The following is a 16,182-nucleotide window of genomic DNA, read 5'->3' as shown; positions in this document are numbered from 1 at the left end:
GTCTCAAAGCTTGCTTGATAGTGGAGAAGAAAGGCCAAGCTTCCTTACCAATAAGCCAATTAGACAAAAGAAGAGAATATCACTAGTAAACCGTACGCTGCTTTGCTCGCCTTGAAAAAGAAGATCGAGTAGATAGTTTTTTAGGGTGAAAAAGCCAAACACCAGGATGGCTGCTATTGCTAGGTAGGTTAGTCTTCGCAAGACTAAAGAGGGAAGTATAATACAAAAAATAATCACTGCTTTACCAAGGAATTTCTGCACTGACAAGTCAAGAAAGCCCTCAACCCAGAACGTATAGAAGTAGAATCCCGCGCACGAAAGAGCCACTGATCCACAAAACAGGAACCAGAATCTAGGCTGATCTTGATCCAGCGCATCTTTGACGTAAGCGTCATATATTATACGAAGTCGTTCGAGTGCTTTTGTCATGTTCAGAAGGAGTGGTTGATAGAGTGTACAAGATACTAACTTATCTTTTTTACCACTTAGCTAATTCGCGACGTCACTCCGCTCTTTTGCTGGCTTAAGGTGAAACAAAATCCGTTAGTTTTAAGGCTTCATCACATATCCTCTTTGTACATGAAGCAATTCTTTACGGTTTTGATTGCGGCCGCACTCGCCAGTTCGTCGGCGCTGGCACAGTCATCTCGGCCGGTGTCCGGTTATTCAAACCATGCCCAACTTACAGCCCGGTTGCAAACGCTGGCCAAACAGGCTGGGAGTTCAGCATCAGTGCGATCAATTGGTAAGTCTGTAGGTGGTAAGGACATTTGGCTACTCACTATTGGGCGGGGCAAAGCTGCCGATAAACCCGCGCTGGCCCTAGTCGCGGGTGTCGAAGGAAGCCATCTGGCCGGAACGGAATTGTCGTTACAACTAGCCGAGCGGTTCCTGACCAGCAAAAGTGACAGCATCAGTCGCATGCTGGACACCAAAACCATTTATATTCTCCCACTCATTAATCCCGACGCGCAGGAGCAGGCGTTTGCCTCACTCAAGTACGAGCGTAGCGGTAATGGCAGCAGCACGGACGACGACCGCGACGGGCAACAAAACGAAGACCCGTTCGAAGACCTGAACCGCGACGGACTCATTACGCAGGTACGTATTGAAGACCCCACGGGTACGTTTGTAGCCAGCAAAGCCGACCCCCGCGTACTGCTCAAAGCCGATCCCGCGAAAGGGGAGTCGGGCAAATACATCCTGATCTCGGAAGGAACGGATACCGATAAGGACGGTGATTTCAACGAAGACGGGACCGGGGGCGTAGCGCTCGACAAAAACTTTACGTTCGACTACCCATTTTTTACACCCGGCGCTGGTGAAATGCCGGTTTCTGAACTCGAAAACCGGGCATTGCTCGATTTTCTGGACCAGACGCCCAGCATCTACGCGGTCTTTACGTTTGGTCCCTACAACAATCTGTCGGAAGCACCCAAATTCGATCGGGCAAAAACGGCGAAACGAATCATCACGGGTTTGCTCGAAAAAGACGCAACTACGGGCGAACAAGTCTCCAAGCTTTATAATGCCCAGACTGGGCTGAAAGATGCCCCTGCCATGCCCGCTACTAAAGGTAACTTTGCGCAGACGGCGTATTACCATCACGGCCGGTTCAGCTTCTCGACGCCCGGCTGGTGGGTACCCAAGGACGAGCCCAAAGCGCCCGCCAAAAAAGATAGCGCTAGCGCAACACCCGCGCCCCGTCCGGCCGGACGCCCAGCGTCAGCGGCTGGTGGAGACAACGATGATGCCCGTTTCCTGAAATGGGCTGATGCCAACGGCGTAACGGATGCGTTCGTTACGTGGACTCCCATCGAACATCCTGATTTTCCGGGCAAGAAAGCCGAAGTGGGCGGCATTGCTCCCTTCGCTAAGCTGAACCCGCCGACGAAATTTCTGACCGATAATGCCGACCGGCACGCGAAGTTCATCGCGGCTTTCGCGACTCAGATGCCAACCATCGACATCGTCAACCTGAAAACTGAGTCGCTGGGGAATAACCTAACGCGCGTATCGGCGCAGGTGATCAACCGGGGGCTGATGCCGACGGGTTCGGACATGGGCAATCGGGTACGATTCGTGCCGAAAATGAAAATAGAGCTGAAAACGACCGACAAACAGAGTATCGTGTCAGGTCGGCGGATCATGCTGCGGGGAGCAATGGCTGCGGGCGAAACTATGGACGTAACGTTCCTGGTGAGCGGTTCCGGACGGGCCACGCTGGAAGCCGGTAACGCCATGACGGGCGTAAAATCAGTTGATGTAACCCTCAAATAATCCTTCCCGACACATTCCATGAAAAAGATAGTCATTCTGGCACTTAGCCTGTTTGCCCTGCCTGCCCTCGCGCAGAAAGAAACCAAACCCGTTGATCTGGGCGGGATTAAAGCTATTGGCTCTCCGGCTAATCCGAAGGTGCCGATGCGCTGGAACCACTATAACGACTACGCCATGATCACCAAGTTCTGTCAGGACTTGGCGAAGGCGTATCCTGATCTGGTTAAGCTGGAGTCGATGGGTAAGTCGTTCCAGGGTCGCGATATGTGGGTGCTGGTGGTTAGCGATACGAAAACGGGCAAACCAGACCGGAAACCTGGTTTTTATATTGACGGAAATATTCACTCCAACGAGTTGCAGGGCAGTGAGATCGCGATGTACACGGCCTGGTACCTGGCCGAATCCTTTGCCGACGAGCCGTACATTACGCAGCTGCTGAAAGACAAAACGTTCTATATCGCACCGACCATCAACCCCGATGCCCGCGAGGATTTTATCAAGAACCCGAACAACCCAAACTCCCCCCGCTCGGGCATGATGCCGATGGATGACGACGGCGACGGGCAGATTGATGAGGATAAATTCGACGATCTGGATGGCGACGGCAACATTGTGATGATGCGCCGGAAAAGCGCCGTTGGTCGCTGGAAAGTTGACCCCGACGATCCGAACCGCATGCTTCCAGCCAAGCCTGACGAAGCCGGTCAGTACGAAATGCTGGGCTACGAAGGACTGGACAACGACGGCGATGGCGCCGTGAACGAAGACGTCGTGGGTCAGTACGACCCAAACCGCGACTGGGGCTGGGGCTGGCAGCCGGATTACATTCAGCGGGGGGCACTGTCGTATCCGGCTACGTTGCCCGAAACAAAGGCCGTTACCGCTTTCGTGATGAGCCATCCGAATATTGCCGGTGCACAGAGTTACCACAACTACGGCGGGATGTTTCTGCGCGGACCAGGTTCGGAGGAGGATGTCCCGTATTACACGCCGGGCGACATTGCTGTTTACGACGTAATCGGAAGAGTAGGGGAGAAGATCATTCCCGGCTACCGATACCTGACGATCTACAAAGACCTGTATACGGTGTACGGGGGTGAAATTGACTGGTTTTCGTTGGGACGCGGCATATTTACATTCTCAAACGAGCTGATGACGTCGTACAAGTTCTTCAACCAGAAAGTAGACGAGAACCGGTTTCAAAATGACGAGTTCAACCAGTTCGACAAATACCTCTTGCTGAGTGACGCCTACGTAGCGTGGAAGCCATTCAAACACCCGCAGTATGGTGATATTGAAATCGGCGGTCCAAAGAAAAACTACATCCGGAATCACCCCGGTTTCCTGCTGGAAGAAGATGCGCACCGGAACATGGCGTTTACGCTGTTTCATGCCTACCAAACCCCAAAACTGGCTGTGCAGGAGATCGCTACGAAGTCGCTGGGGAATGGACTGACCGAAGTGACAGCCACGGTAGTCAATGAGCGCGTAATTCCGACGCACTCCAGTCACGATATCAGGTACAAGATCGAGCGGCCTGACTACGTAACGCTCAAAGGCGGAACGGTGCTAGCCGGGATGGTTGTTGAGAACGAGGACATGGGCCTGACCCGCGAGCAGAAAAACAATCCGACCACGATTCAGGTCGCCAACATTCCGGGCATGGGCTACACCAAAGTGCGCTGGATCGTGAAGGGCGGCAACGGCAAATACACCATCGACGTCGACAGCCGCAAAGGCGGTCTGGCGACGAAGTCGCTGTAAGCCTTTTTCTGTCATCCCTCCTGGCGGCTACGCGCCCCGGTCGGGATAACAGAAATACGAATGATAGTTATGGTTGATGAGACACGAAAGCCCGACCTGTACAGGTCGGGCTTTTTACGTCTTAAACGTCTTCTAGAACATGAGACCAACTTTTAGACTGACGTTGTCCGAGTGATCGGCGGTGTTCTGGGAGAGTCCGTTGGAGGAGGGCGAAATAATGGATTGAGCCAGATAACCCACACTGAACGTAAGCGCTGACTGACTGGACAGATAGGTTCGCAGACCAATTGCCGGGTTGAGATACATGTCACCCCGGCGGTTGTCGTTTCGGTTCAGGAACAGGCCGTACCCTATGTCGCCCACCAACATCAATGCCGTACGACCACCGATATACGCACGCAGGTCGGCAAAGATGGGTAGGAAATTCGCTACGTTAGTAGGCCCCTGACTGAAGCGTAGATACGCTACGCCTAATCCCGCCGATAGATGATCGCCCGCCCGAAACCCGTTGACGGTCGAAACGGTGAACGCATTGGCCGAGCCATCAACACCGGTTGCGTAACCCACTTCGCTGATGTTCATGTAACCTGACTTACGCCGGGCGCTGGCAAAATTGTCTTTACCAAAACCGGTAGACTGGGCTATACCTGCTGATACCAGCAACGAGAAACTAGACAAGAAAAGAAGCGTTCGAAAGACCATCGTTGAGTTAGATTAGGGAAGTAATGGGGGCAAAAATAAGGGTTACTGCCAAACCTACCTATCCTTACAGGCACTACGCTGACGGCTTCACGCCGGTGACAGCCGCTTTGGCCAACTAACTGATGGCCGGTGAAATACTGGTTACTTCGGGTTGTATTTCTTTGAAATAGACCGGTAACTGTTCTGAAACAGGCAGTTGTTTTACCTGATCTGGTTGGTCGATAATGTGTTGGAGTTGGCGAAACACACTGTTTGAATCCGACCAACTACCCGGCTGAACGAAGAATGGTTTGATTAATAGATTAAGGTGTTCGAAAACAACCCAGTCGGCATATACATCGCCGTTGATTTGAAGCTGGTAGGTTGGTTTGAGCCGGTCCATCTTTCCCCGGAGCGTCTCCAAGATTGTAACGGGCTGGCGCCGTCGTTTACCCGGCAGCGTCCGACGGAACTGTTGGATTGTGCGCGTATCCAGCAAGATCTGAACGTAATCGGTCAGATTATACCAGACTGTATCCCGATAGAAAAAGAAACGAATCGGGGCCATGTGCGGGTATCGATTAGCTAAGTTGAGTAGTTTGAACAGTCCCGGACGTCAACGTAAAATAGTAGACCATAGAGGCTATTTTACTTGAGTGACCGGAGTCCTTCTGTAAAGATTGGAACAAAGTTCAGGTTGGGCAATAAGGGCTCGTAATTTAGAAATAGACCAGAAGTGAGTTACTCATCAGGCGATAAACAGATCGAGGGTCTGATAAGTAGTGATATTACCTATCAGCCCCTCAAGTAGTCTGAAAATCAGCAAGTAGAGCTATTTGACGTAGCCTAGCTTTCGGGGAATAGTGTAAACCTCGGTCTGGCGGCCATCAATGTACCGAAACGTCTGGCCGTCGAAGAAGCCATCCTCTTCGAGCATGATCCGGACAACTTTTTTCCAGTCTGGAATCTCAACGGCCGCGTTCAGCTCGATGGAGTAGGCCGTATTGGCCAGCAGCGGATAGTCGCCTGAGCCGGGAACACCTTTTTGCTGATCCCATAGACCAATCGTTGGCCCGGCCGCGTGCCCATGTACCCCGATGGGGTGCGTATAAATCGTCCCATTGATGCCTTCCTTTTTCGCCTGGTCCAGCGCTGCCAGTAGCATCTGGTTGCCCGTACGGCCCGCTTTAAATTGCTCGGTCAGAATATCCTGCAACCGATTTCCTTGCTGAAAAGCTTTCTTGATGGCATCAGGGACGTCAGTTTCGCCGGGGCGTAAGATATAAGCGTGCTGTTGCTGGTCGGTATTTAAGCGAAGGTAGGTAATACCAAAATCGACGTGAATCAGGTCGCCAGGCATGATGACCTGCTTGTCGGGCCGCTTGGAAAAGGTACGGAGATGATTGAAATCGTTAGAGTCGGCGCGCTGAATATCGACGGTTGGGTGAAACCAGGTATCCAGACCCAGGTCGGTAATGCGCTGACGAAACCACCAGACTACATCGTCAGTGGTAGTGACACCCGGCTGAATGACTTTCTCCGAAAAACCCTCCTGAATCAACTGGTGCGATAGGCGGCAAATGAGCGGGTAGATTGCCATCTCTTTTTCGGTCCGGGTTTCGAGCCAGCCAACAGCTACTTTCTCGGCCGAAACGATACGTTGCGGATACGGAGCGGGTAACTTCTCCAAAAACTCTTGCCGCTCGCTGGAGGAGAGTCCATCGGCGTGGCCGTAGTTCTTGGAGAAGTTCAGGCCGATCTTTTTGGGTTTACGCGTTTCGATGATGTTGGCGAGGGCTTCCCACTGGTTGGGCCGAACGTCGATATCCCAGGCCCCTTTGAGCAGATTGCCCACGTCGTAGCGGGCAATGGCCAGTTTCTCGATGTCTTTACCGCTACCAGGGTCAAAAAACACCAGAATTGTACGTCGACGCGCCGACAGCCAGGTTGAAGGAAGCATAGTCTTCAGCACTGGATCTTCGTTGTACTCACGGGAAATGATAACCCACATATCCAGGCCTTCCCGGCGCATGAGCTGGGGCAACAGGTTCGTGAAACGGTCGTCCAGAATGTCGTCGATAACCTGCGCCCTCACCCGTTCGGGTAATACTACGGAAGGCGCCTGCGCAAAAATCCGGGGGCTAAGCAGTAAGGAAATCGTCAGAAGAAAGAGATAGCGTAGTGATCGAATCATACAATCAGGTTGGGAGAGTTTGGAGCAAGATACATCACAATTCCTACGTTTTTAAGCCAGCAGGCAACCCTCTGGCTAAAAGAAGCATCTTATTGACAGGACCTGCTACCAAACCTTACTGGGCATTGAGTTCGTAAAATCGCCCACCTTTTGTTAGTTTTCCCCAAAAGTCTGGAATATCTTCCCTCTCTATGAAATTTTTACTGTCGTTTCTTCTGGTGTTCAGCTGTGTCATACAGGTCAGCGCGCAGACGGGTTTGCGTGGTCTGGTCAAGAATAGCCAGGGCGAAACGTTACCGTATGCCGCGGTTATTGTTAAAGGAACTCCGCAGGGCACTATCACGAATACCGAAGGCCGTTATGAGATTCCCCTGCCCGCCGGGAAGTACGATATCGTCTTTCAGTTCCTTGGTTATCAGACAGTCCAGAAATCAGTGACGATCGAGTCAGGTTTTGCTAAGCTGGATGCTACCCTGGAAGAACAGGCGTTCCGACTGGCTGAAGTACAGACCAAAGCGGGTAACGAAGATCCGGCTTACACAATCATGCGTCGGGCCATTGCCAAGAGTCGGTTTCATCAACTGCAGGTGCAGCGGTTCAAAGCCCGGGTCTATACCAAGTCATCGTTCACCATCACCGATCTGCCCAACCTGGCTGAGATGGCATTCCGGAAGCAGCTAAAGGAAGCCGAAAAAGAAGCAAACTTTAAAGTCGGTGTCCCCCTGCTGAACGAAACGGTGGCCGAAGTATCGTTCAGCCAGCCCAATACGTACCGGCAGCGGATCATTGCTAACCGAAACTCACAGGGCGATTTCCTGAGTCCTAATCAGTTCTATAACGCCAGTTTTTACAATCCGACTATTGCAGGAGCCGTGTCGCCCCTGTCGCCAAAGGCGTTTGCTTACTACAAATTCGAATACAAAGGCACCTTCCGGGAGCCGGGACCAGACGGGCAGCCGGTGGAGGTTAGCAAAATTCAGGTTATCCCCCGGCAATACGGTGAGGGGGTTTTTCGGGGGACGATCTTTATCCTGGAAAATACGTGGGCAATCTATAGTTTGCAGTTGGAAACCATCACCAGTATCGGACTGTCTTTTACTGTACGCCATATGTGTCGACCAATCAAGGGTGTCTGGATGCCGACTAATCAGCGCTATGATGGTAAGGGGTCTTATCTGGGCGTTAAGGGAGAAGGACAGTACGTTCGTAACCTGACCTTTACGGAGTTCGTCGTTAACCCGGCTTTTGTGGAAGATATTGAGGTGACCGATGAGAAGAAAGCCCCACCAGCACAGACCCTGTCCCGTAGCGATATCAAAGGCAAGCAGTTCGATGAACTGGTGAAAAAACAGAAAGAGTTTTCAACAAAAAACCTGAAACAACTCGTCAAGGAATACGAAAAACAGGAGAAACAGGTGCGGAAGGAACGTAAGGAAGATGTAACCGTCGTCCGCGACGATTCACTGGTGGTCGATTCCCTGGCCCGCCGTCGCTCGAACGTTTTCTGGGATTCGCTCCGGTCGGTGCCGTTGACGATGGCGGAGGTCAAGAGTTACCGTAAGGCTGACAGCCTGGGACTCGTTAAGGAGATCAAAGCGCCCAGTGACACAGTCAAAAAGGACACAACCCAGAAGAAAAAGGCCAAAGCCTTCTCGCTGAGTCAGATCATCTTTGGACATAGCTGGCGCTTTAACAAGTTCACAACGCTGAATTATTCCGGTCCGCTTACCCGAATCGAATACAACACCGTGGAGGGCTACGCCCTGGAGGGAGGTTTGTATCTACGTCACCAGAAAGTGGATTCTATCAGTCGTTTCCGACAGATTCCGTTGGGCGTCTGGAACGTAGGGGGCAACGCGCGCTACCAGTTTGGCCGAAAGCAATTCGTTGGATACGGTCTGGCCAGCTATCAGCACAAGGCTACTAAATTTACTCTCTCGGGAGGGCGTTACTTCTACCAGTTCAATCCGGACAATCCGATCAGCCCGTTCCTGAACACATTAACAACGTTGCTGTTCGAGCAGAATTTTGCCAAGCTGTACCAGAAGGATTTTCTGAACCTGACGGTTACGGCATCGCCGTTTAAAAACCGCGTTACGTTCACGGGGAGCCTGGAATACGCTGAGCGAAGTTCATTACAGAACTTCAGGGAAAACATCCGTCCCTGGATCAACTGGCGTAACCGCAGCTTTACGTCCAACGATCCAACCAACGTAGAATTGGTAACGACGCAGTTTGGTACGCATCAGGCATTGGTATTGGATCTGACGGCTACCGGACGGTTAGGCGCAACGCAGTATACGATACGTAACGGTCGGCGGATTACCCAGCGGGACAATGACAGCCCGTTATTGTCGGTCAATTACCGGAAAGGATTTTCGGGTATAGCGGGTTCGGACGTTGATTACGACTTCCTACAGGCCAGTATTCAGCATTCGTTTGAAACGGGTATTCGTAGTCGACTGAATTACAAGCTGGGGGCGGGAGCCTTCTTAAACGATCGTAGCGTCTACTTCCCGGACTTCAAACACTTCGCCGGGAATCAGTTCTTTCTACAACAGGGCGATCCAACAACGGTGTTTCGACTGCTGCCTTATTACGAATACAGTACGGGGCGCCGATTCGTGGAAGGACACGTACTGGCTGAATTCCGGAAGTTTCTGATTACGCAGGTAACATTAGTGCGGCTCGTGGGCCTGAAGGAAAACTTGTTTATCCATTATCTCTACACCCCCCGTTCCCGCAACTACACCGAAATTGGGTATGGACTAGATGGACTCATCCCACAGGTACTGCCTTTCTTCCGACTGGAAGTGATCTCCCAGTGGCAGAATGCCCGCTATCAAGGATTGGGCTTTCGGGTAGGAACAACGCTGAAGTTCGGGCGCTAGCTGAGTCGGGGAGACGTACTGAAAAGAGACGTAATAAAAAAGGAGCAAACGCCCCTAGGCAGATCAGGCCTGGGGGCGTTTGCTGTGTGCGGTAAACAATTCACTCAGATCGACGTGATCAGCGTAAGGTAACAACAATAGCGAGTTGTTGAAGGCCCGAACGATTTCAAAAACATTCAGGCTTCGGAAACAGATCTCAACGAAAAAACTGCCAACGTGATAAAGTTTGATTTGCTGATCACCACTAGCTGGGCGACTGGCTAAGTAGATACCATTGCCCCAAATGTGAATCAGTTGTTGTTGGCTGTTGAGTTGTTTAAACGTAGTGAGTGAAAGGCGGTAATCCATACGTGAATGATTAGTCTGAATATCTTTACACCCGGGCAGGTAAAAATACCCATATGACTGGGGATTGATATTGGATGGGACAATAGTAGTTGCTCTGCGCTCTATCGGCAACGAATTGGCTCGTTTGCCTGTAACAGATTATAATATGTAACACTAGAATTGTGCCAAATGAAAATATAAGAGGACTTAGTTGAATTTTTTGGGGTCTAGTATAAACGGATATGCACTCAGTAAATTTTTAGTAGTTCATTGGTAAGGTAGAGTTAACTTAGCTTACTGGTGAAAAAATTGACTATGTAACGGACAAAATGTTACTTAAGAGAAATTTCTGCTGATCTAGCGCTCAGTTACTTACCTGAGGTTCTCTTCAAGGTCATCAGATCGTACTAAGTTCTAGGTTAAATCTACAGGTAAATGCCCTTTGGCGGTTTGTTGGCTAATCTGATGTTTGTCAGTTCCTTCACGGGGCTACTCATCAGTATTGCCCTTGTCGTCTTCAAACAGTCTCCGTTTCAGGCGCACGCGAATCGGCTTTTAAGCCTGTCTTTGGGGAGCTTATCCATATTCTCATTTATCAGCGGCCTGCTGGTCAATGGTGGTATTCTGCTGTTTCCTCACCTGTTCCGAGTTGGAGCTCCTCTCCAATATTTGAGCCCACCCTGTGCGTACCTATACGTACGGGCTATCCTGTTCCAGGAGGCAAAACTTAAAAAGTACGACTGGATTTTCTTTCTGCCTTTTGTGCTGCATGTACTGGAATTGTCGCCCTTCTATTTTCAGAATGAAGCCGTCAAACTGGCTTATCTGGAGGAATTGGTGAAAGATATTCAGGGTCCCATCCAGTTGAAAGAAGGTTTGCTACCGCCTTATTATCATCCTGCCCTGAAGTCTATTTTGGCTTGTATCTACATTGGAATGCAATGGCGGTTGATCTATCTGTTCCGACGTAGGACGTCGTTGGAGGAACGCCGGCGTAAGCGCACGTTAATAAACTGGTTGAGCATCTTTACGTTGCTGAATACGCTACTGTATTCGCCTATCGCAGCTGCTATTCTGTTTCCCGTTAATCCGGACTCATCCGCTGTATTTGCCCTTTTTCTGTTAGTTAGTTATTTGCTGGCCTGTGGAACAATTTTATTCTTCCAGCCACAGACGCTGTATGGATTAGCCGTGTCCATGCCTGTTCAGGAAGCGCCCGATACTACTCCTTCGGTACCTGTAATACCTATAACGCCCCCGTTATCTGAACCGGATCCTATACCCGAACCACTACCAATTGGCAAACCAGCAGACCCTTCGGAGGAAATTCGTACGTACTCATTAGACAGTGAAAAACGGCAGGAGTATCAGCAACGCATCGAAACGTATATGGGGGAGGTTCAGCCATTTCTTCGGAAAGGATACAGCATCAAAGAGATGGCGAGCGACCTGGAAATACCACAACATCAGGTATCTATGGTCATTAATCATGAGTATGGCATGAATTTTAATGACTTCGTCAATCGCCATCGGATCGACTATATCAAAGCCAAACTTACCCAGCCCGACTGGCGTCAGTTAACGCTGGAAGGCATTGCGCTGGAGGCCGGCTTCAGCAATCGCACTACCTTTTTTCGGGCTTTTACCAAGCTAACCGGCACGACACCCACAGCCTATCTTGAGCAGCGCGCCGTAGATAACGAGTAGCTCATTGACGTCACCCGTAGCAACACCAACGAATTTCGTAACCAGTAATGGTTACGCCGGGTTATGCAATAAACGAGTCCTCTGATTATGCATCGCCGTCTGTTCCTGCAAGCCTCACTTACCGCTGCCGCTGGTATTACACAACTTCCTCCGCAAGCGGTGGCGCATGCTGCCTGGTTGCCCAAGCCCAACAACTTACCTAAATGGCGGGGGTTCAACCTACTCGAAAAGTTTGTGGCAGGTACTACCGGCCCCGAACCCGAAGGGCCATACAAAGAGCGGGACTTTGATTGGATCGCCAACTGGGGGTTCAACTTTGTCAGACTACCGATGTCGTACCAATGCTGGGCCACCCCGGACCCGAAACACTGGACTAAGCTAAACGAACGGGTTTTGCGGGAGGTTGATCAGGCCGTAGACTACGGTAAACAGTATAAACTGCACGTGAACCTGAATCTACACCGGATTCCGGGTTATTGCGTCAATCCTCCCGCTGAACCCCTGAATCTGTGGACCGATGAGCAGGCGCTGGAAGCGGCCGTGTTTCACTGGAAACATCTGGCAGAGCGATATAAAGGGCGGTCTAATCGAGAGGTGTCCTTTGATCTGATCAACGAGCCCAATACCGACGAAGCTAGTTACGTCCGGGTTGTCACGGCGCTGGTAGAGGGCATTCGCTCCGTTGATCCTGACCGGCTAATTATTGTTGATGGCTTACAATATGGAAACCAGCCGGTACCGCAGTTAGCTAAATTAAAACTAGCGCAGAGCACACGAGGATACTTACCCATGAACGTAAGTCATTATGGAGCCTCGTGGGTACCAGGGCTTGGCGATTCTCCTCCGCCGACCTGGCCGGCTACTTGGATGAATACGACCTGGAACGCCGAGACGTTACGTACGGTTGCCATTAAGCCCTGGCAGAAACTGGAGAAAGAGGGAGTTGGGATACACGTAGGGGAATGGGGATGTTTCAATAAGACACCGCACGACGTAGCTCTGCGCTGGATGGAAGATCAGCTTCGACTCTGGAAAAAAGCTGGTTGGGGGTGGGCCCTATGGAATTTTCGGGGCTCGTTCGGCATCCTGAACAGCGACCGAGCTGACGTAAGGTATAAAAAGTACCAAGGAGAGCAACTGGATGAGAAGATGCTGAAACTACTCCAGAATTATTAGTCAGCTGGAACGAATAGCAATTGGCGAAACTTATTTCTGTATGCAGAATATCACCGATTTATTCGAAGTTTTTCCGCGTCCGGGCCGGGTTGATTGGATCGGCATTCGTCCTGAACGACGCAATCCCGTAACCGTAGTTGATGCCGTGGAGGTGTCGACGAAAAAGGGGCTCGTTGGTGATCACTACAGTGGACAAAGCGGCAATCGGCACGTCACCTTAATTCAGGCAGAGCATCTCCCGGTAGTGGCCGCTCTGCTGGGTCAGTCGGAACTCGACCCCGCTTTACTACGGCGTAATATTGTCGTGTCTGGAATAAACTTACTGGCCTTGAAAGACCACCAGATTCGAGTCGGCGACGTAACGCTACAAATTACCGGTCTTTGCCATCCTTGTTCAAAAATGGAAACTATTCTAGGGCCAGGCGGCTACAACGCCATGCGTGGTCATGGTGGCTTAACGGCTAAAGTATTACGGGAGGGTACGATCCGGCGAGGGGACATTGTCGAAGTACTGCCCAAAGTAGAATAAAATCCGAGTAGTAATCAAACGACAACCGCCCGTCGTAATACGTTGCATCAAACGTATCACGATGGGCGGTTGTCGTTAACCCGTTATGGGTAAGCTCAGCCGTGTGGATAAAAGCGGAAAGCAAACAGCAAACAGAACTACTTAAACAAAAATGTGATAGTTTTTGACTAGGTAGTTTTAGTAAAACATTTTATAAAAATGGTGATTTATGGGTAAATGTACAATTCTGTCATTACCAAGTCGTCCGTTTTTCTTCTAAAACATACGTTCTTCTTTTTGACGGAATTCGTTGGATTGACGAACGTACTATCATCCACCCTAAAATGAATATGAGACATGACAGAAAGAATTCACTCACTGAGAATTCTTCTCGTAGAAGATGAGCTCGCGACGGCGACAACTATGCAGGAAACGCTGGAAGAGGCCGGCCATACCGTTGTTGACATTGCCCGCACGAGGCAGGATGCGGTAAAAGCATTCAAGAAATACTCACCTGATCTGGTGATAGTCGATATCCAACTGGAAAAGGAAGCTGACGGTGGTATTGCGGCTGCTCGCGAAATGCAGACCATCCAATCCGTCCCCATTATTTACCTAACAGCAAGCGCCGAAAAGCGAGTAATAGAAATCGCCCGTAATACGCAACCGGCGGCTTACCTGCTCAAGCCATTCCGCGTCGACGAATTAACGATTCATGTCGAGCTTGCCTACCACACGTTTATGGTCAATCACTCAGAGAAAGTGGTTGAGAAAGAAATAACAAATCTGTTTCTACACATCAATCAGGGGTACGAAAAAGTATTGCCCAGAGAGGTCCTGTACATTATGGCCGATGGTGTATATTGCAAACTGTTTCAACTCAATCGCGATAAGCCTCGGTACGTCAGCATGAATCTGAGTCACTTGGCGGAGTATTTCTCGAGCGCAAATTTTTACCGACTTTCTCGCTCGTATCTGGTCAACCTTGATCATCTCGAACGACTGGAACGGAACCAGCTGTACATGGTTGGCCATACAACGCCAATTCCTGTTCCCGCGGACAACCGCAAGGAACTCATGAACAAACTGACGATTGTTCGCACCAAGAAAAAGAATTGAGTCGACTAACCCCGGCCCGGCGCTCCGGGGTCAGCCGATAGGCGACTGGGGCGGTTAAAGCCGTTCCGATAGCGGACGCGTAGCTGCTGAATGGTATTAATCAGATCGTAGTCGGACGAGCGTAGCAAAAAGTCATCGCCCAAATCGCAGAAATCCAGAAAGCGATCAATTTCATCGCCTTTGATATCCGTTGCCTGGTCAACCAGAAGCCGAAAGCGCTCCAGGGCCAGCGCGTGCCGTCGGTCCTGCTGCATGATATAATACGCCTTCCGGTCCGTCTTGGGGCGTTTGGCGAACATTTCATACAGTAACGTAACGCCCGCGCCGTCGGCAAGACGGTCAAAGGCCTGATCGCCCGTTACCTTTTGGGAGGCTACGGGTTCGTCCAGAACCTGCTGGATCTCCCGCTTTACTTCTTCGTACCGTTTGGCCGTCACCGTAACTTCGTTCAGGTCAACAACGCGGTAGGGCATAGGCGGGAGTGCGTTCGCGACCAACGTAGGATTATCCTCTCCTACGTAGCGAATGCCGACACGCCGGTACAACTGACTTGTCAGGACTAATGAATCTCCGGGCTGAGCCGTTACAAAAAATCGGCCGGTGGCGTTGGTACGAGCCCGCTGCCGGGTGCGCTGATTGACAACCGTTACGCGGTCAACCCCCTTTTTTGTCGTCTGATCGACGACTGTGCCAACTACGTACTTTCCCTGCGCCTGGGCACGGCCCGAACCCGCGCTCAGCCCGACCAGCAGAAACAGAAGTAGAACGTAGTAGCGCATTCGTTAGGGAAAAGGACTTAGTGAAAGAAGACCGTACCTGCGAAATTAGGGGTTTTCAGCACAAAAGTTAGTTGCGGTCTGTCGTTAAAAAACGTTAATGAGCCGTTGGAGACGATCAGCGGTCATATCCGTAAAGTCGTTGATGGTTTCGTCAACGAACGGCAGGAGTTCATCTTCCGATTGCGTTGTTGTGACACCGATGACGTACGCCCCCGACGCTTTGGCTGCCTGGATACCCGTGGTAGAATCCTCAAAAATAACCGACTCGTCGGGCGAAACACCCAGCTCCTTCATGGCTAACTCGTAAATCTCCGGGTCGGGTTTCGGGTGGTTCACCATGCTTTCGTTCAGAAGTACATCAAAATACGATCGGATGTTGAGTGTATCAACGACAAAGTCCAGATTCTCGACCGGTGCCGACGTAGCAACCGCCATACGAATGCCAGCCGCTTTCAGCGCTTTCAGAAAATCGATTAGGCCCGATACGGGGGCCATGTGATGCTGATACAGTTCGCGGAATAGGGCCTCTTTCTCGTCGCTCAGCTTCTTGACGTCAGCCTCGCTCAGCGACTGGTTATCGAGTAGATGCGCTACAATTGCCGCATTGTGTTTCCCCGATACGTAACGAATGAAGTCATCATCGCTCAATTCTTTGCTGAAGCGCTGATAGTACTCCCGCCAGGCGGTTTTGTGATGCGGATTGGTATCAACCAGTACGCCGTCCATATCAAAAATGACTGCTTTCATAAGAGAAGA

The 16,182-nt window shown here is 50.8% G+C and carries 14 protein-coding genes; 7 read left to right on the top strand and 7 right to left on the bottom strand.

Features of this window, described 5'->3' with window-relative positions; translation table 11 throughout:
• Window positions 1-3 precede the first annotated feature (3 nt).
• Window positions 4-429, bottom strand: coding sequence for a hypothetical protein (locus ACYVAD_RS07750; protein ID WP_461138912.1), 426 nt, complete (start codon window positions 427-429; stop codon window positions 4-6).
• Window positions 430-579: 150 nt separating this feature from the next.
• Between ACYVAD_RS07750 and ACYVAD_RS07745 the strand changes: the two genes are divergently transcribed.
• On the top strand, window positions 580-2,280 hold the full coding sequence (locus tag ACYVAD_RS07745) for a M14 family metallopeptidase (protein WP_461138911.1): 1,701 nt from the start codon (window positions 580-582) through the stop codon (window positions 2,278-2,280).
• An 18-nt stretch (window positions 2,281-2,298) separates the two neighbouring features.
• Window positions 2,299-4,044, top strand: coding sequence for a M14 family metallopeptidase (locus ACYVAD_RS07740; protein WP_461138910.1), 1,746 nt, complete (start codon window positions 2,299-2,301; stop codon window positions 4,042-4,044).
• Window positions 4,045-4,176: 132 nt separating this feature from the next.
• Here the strand turns inward: ACYVAD_RS07740 and ACYVAD_RS07735 are convergent, their stop codons facing one another.
• The 3 genes from ACYVAD_RS07735 to ACYVAD_RS07725 all read right to left on the bottom strand — a co-directional run bounded on the left by ACYVAD_RS07735 (window position 4,177) and on the right by ACYVAD_RS07725 (window position 6,919).
• On the bottom strand, window positions 4,177-4,746 hold the full coding sequence (locus tag ACYVAD_RS07735) for a hypothetical protein (protein ID WP_461138909.1): 570 nt from the start codon (window positions 4,744-4,746) through the stop codon (window positions 4,177-4,179).
• A gap of 115 nt (window positions 4,747-4,861) precedes the next feature.
• Entirely contained in the window at window positions 4,862-5,293 is a 432-nt protein-coding gene (locus ACYVAD_RS07730) for a hypothetical protein (protein ID WP_461138908.1), read from the bottom strand.
• A 264-nt stretch (window positions 5,294-5,557) separates the two neighbouring features.
• Window positions 5,558-6,919: a M24 family metallopeptidase gene (locus ACYVAD_RS07725; RefSeq protein ID WP_461138907.1), complete on the bottom strand. Its 1,362-nt coding sequence runs from the start codon at window positions 6,917-6,919 to the stop codon at window positions 5,558-5,560.
• A 191-nt stretch (window positions 6,920-7,110) separates the two neighbouring features.
• Here ACYVAD_RS07725 and ACYVAD_RS07720 point away from each other — a divergent pair, with 191 nt between their 5' ends.
• Window positions 7,111-9,810 carry a DUF5686 and carboxypeptidase regulatory-like domain-containing protein gene (locus ACYVAD_RS07720; protein ID WP_461138906.1) on the top strand — a complete coding sequence of 900 codons (2,700 nt, stop codon included), beginning with the start codon at window positions 7,111-7,113 and terminating at the stop codon, window positions 9,808-9,810.
• Window positions 9,811-9,873: 63 nt separating this feature from the next.
• On the opposite strand, the gene ACYVAD_RS07715 is transcribed toward ACYVAD_RS07720, so the two are convergent.
• Window positions 9,874-10,158 carry a hypothetical protein gene (locus tag ACYVAD_RS07715; protein ID WP_461138905.1) on the bottom strand — a complete coding sequence of 95 codons (285 nt, stop codon included), beginning with the start codon at window positions 10,156-10,158 and terminating at the stop codon, window positions 9,874-9,876.
• Between the two features lie 414 nt (window positions 10,159-10,572).
• Between ACYVAD_RS07715 and ACYVAD_RS07710 the strand changes: the two genes are divergently transcribed.
• The 4 genes from ACYVAD_RS07710 (at window position 10,573) to ACYVAD_RS07695 (ending at window position 14,647) form a co-directional block, all read left to right on the top strand.
• Window positions 10,573-11,844: a helix-turn-helix domain-containing protein gene (locus ACYVAD_RS07710; protein WP_461138904.1), complete on the top strand. Its 1,272-nt coding sequence runs from the start codon at window positions 10,573-10,575 to the stop codon at window positions 11,842-11,844.
• 87 nt (window positions 11,845-11,931) lie between these two features.
• Window positions 11,932-13,020, top strand: coding sequence for a glycoside hydrolase family 5 protein (locus tag ACYVAD_RS07705; RefSeq protein WP_461138903.1), 1,089 nt, complete (start codon window positions 11,932-11,934; stop codon window positions 13,018-13,020).
• Window positions 13,021-13,060: 40 nt separating this feature from the next.
• Entirely contained in the window at window positions 13,061-13,549 is a 489-nt protein-coding gene (locus ACYVAD_RS07700) for an MOSC domain-containing protein (protein WP_461138902.1), read from the top strand.
• A gap of 336 nt (window positions 13,550-13,885) precedes the next feature.
• Window positions 13,886-14,647, top strand: a complete 762-nt coding sequence (locus ACYVAD_RS07695; RefSeq protein WP_461138901.1) for a response regulator — start codon at window positions 13,886-13,888, stop codon at window positions 14,645-14,647.
• Between the two features lie 5 nt (window positions 14,648-14,652).
• On the opposite strand, the gene ACYVAD_RS07690 is transcribed toward ACYVAD_RS07695, so the two are convergent.
• A complete protein-coding gene (locus ACYVAD_RS07690) occupies window positions 14,653-15,426 on the bottom strand; it encodes a peptidase associated/transthyretin-like domain-containing protein (RefSeq protein ID WP_461138900.1) in 774 nt (257 codons plus the stop codon).
• 84 nt (window positions 15,427-15,510) lie between these two features.
• Entirely contained in the window at window positions 15,511-16,173 is a 663-nt protein-coding gene (locus ACYVAD_RS07685; RefSeq protein ID WP_461138899.1) for an HAD family hydrolase, read from the bottom strand.
• Window positions 16,174-16,182 lie beyond the last annotated feature (9 nt).

This window comes from Spirosoma pomorum (assembly GCF_054776615.1).
Note: the sequence above shows the minus strand (reverse complement) of the source record. Positions and strands in the feature narration are given on the sequence as shown.

Coding starts and splice junctions, on each gene's coding strand:
- ACYVAD_RS07695 (WP_461138901.1), top strand. CDS start 13,886: ATGACAGAAAGAATTCACTCACTGAGAATTCTTCTCGTAGAAGATGAG.
- ACYVAD_RS07740 (WP_461138910.1), top strand. CDS start 2,299: ATGAAAAAGATAGTCATTCTGGCACTTAGCCTGTTTGCCCTGCCTGCC.
- ACYVAD_RS07745 (WP_461138911.1), top strand. CDS start 580: ATGAAGCAATTCTTTACGGTTTTGATTGCGGCCGCACTCGCCAGTTCG.
- ACYVAD_RS07730 (WP_461138908.1), bottom strand. CDS start 5,293: ATGGCCCCGATTCGTTTCTTTTTCTATCGGGATACAGTCTGGTATAAT.
- ACYVAD_RS07700 (WP_461138902.1), top strand. CDS start 13,061: ATGCAGAATATCACCGATTTATTCGAAGTTTTTCCGCGTCCGGGCCGG.
- ACYVAD_RS07735 (WP_461138909.1), bottom strand. CDS start 4,746: ATGGTCTTTCGAACGCTTCTTTTCTTGTCTAGTTTCTCGTTGCTGGTA.
- ACYVAD_RS07685 (WP_461138899.1), bottom strand. CDS start 16,173: ATGAAAGCAGTCATTTTTGATATGGACGGCGTACTGGTTGATACCAAT.
- ACYVAD_RS07750 (WP_461138912.1), bottom strand. CDS start 429: ATGACAAAAGCACTCGAACGACTTCGTATAATATATGACGCTTACGTC.
- ACYVAD_RS07710 (WP_461138904.1), top strand. CDS start 10,573: ATGCCCTTTGGCGGTTTGTTGGCTAATCTGATGTTTGTCAGTTCCTTC.
- ACYVAD_RS07720 (WP_461138906.1), top strand. CDS start 7,111: ATGAAATTTTTACTGTCGTTTCTTCTGGTGTTCAGCTGTGTCATACAG.
- ACYVAD_RS07725 (WP_461138907.1), bottom strand. CDS start 6,919: ATGATTCGATCACTACGCTATCTCTTTCTTCTGACGATTTCCTTACTG.
- ACYVAD_RS07715 (WP_461138905.1), bottom strand. CDS start 10,158: ATGGATTACCGCCTTTCACTCACTACGTTTAAACAACTCAACAGCCAA.
- ACYVAD_RS07705 (WP_461138903.1), top strand. CDS start 11,932: ATGCATCGCCGTCTGTTCCTGCAAGCCTCACTTACCGCTGCCGCTGGT.
- ACYVAD_RS07690 (WP_461138900.1), bottom strand. CDS start 15,426: ATGCGCTACTACGTTCTACTTCTGTTTCTGCTGGTCGGGCTGAGCGCG.